The organism is Bradyrhizobium sp. NBAIM08, from assembly GCF_020193935.1.
In the GTDB taxonomy this organism is placed as follows: domain Bacteria; phylum Pseudomonadota; class Alphaproteobacteria; order Rhizobiales; family Xanthobacteraceae; genus Bradyrhizobium; species Bradyrhizobium yuanmingense.
Map to the genome: position 1 here is coordinate 1 of NZ_JADYVR010001004.1, position 400 is coordinate 400.

A 400-nucleotide genomic window follows, 5' to 3' on the forward strand; every position below is an offset into this window, starting at 1 on the left:
CCTCGAGCGCGTTCGGCGGGCTGCTCGGGTTCGGCATGGCCATCGTCAGCGGCCTGTTCACGGTGATCACGGTGCTCGTCCTGACGCTGTACTTCCTGGGTTCGCTGCCGTCGATCACGGCGGGCTTCTACCGGCTCGTACCCGCCTCACGGCGCGAGCGGGTGCAGGACCTCGGCGACCGCGTCGTGATCAATGTCGGCGGGTTTGTCGTCGGCCAGAGCACCGTTGCGGCGACCGCCGGCGTCGCGGCGTACCTTTTCCTGTTCGTCCTCGGAAAGGTCATGGACGCCCCGCTCATCGGACGGTATTCACTGGCGCTCGCACTGGTGGTCGCCGCGTTCGACATCATCCCGCTGATCGGGGCCATGATCGGCGCCGCGGTCGTCGTCACGGTCGGACT

The 400-nt window shown here is 67.8% G+C and carries 1 protein-coding gene; it reads left to right on the forward strand.

Annotated features, from left to right (window positions below):
* Window positions 1-35 precede the first annotated feature (35 nt).
* Window positions 36-400, forward strand: a 365-nt coding sequence (locus tag I6F37_RS43160) for an AI-2E family transporter (RefSeq protein WP_249795498.1), incomplete at its 3' end; no start/stop codon positions are given.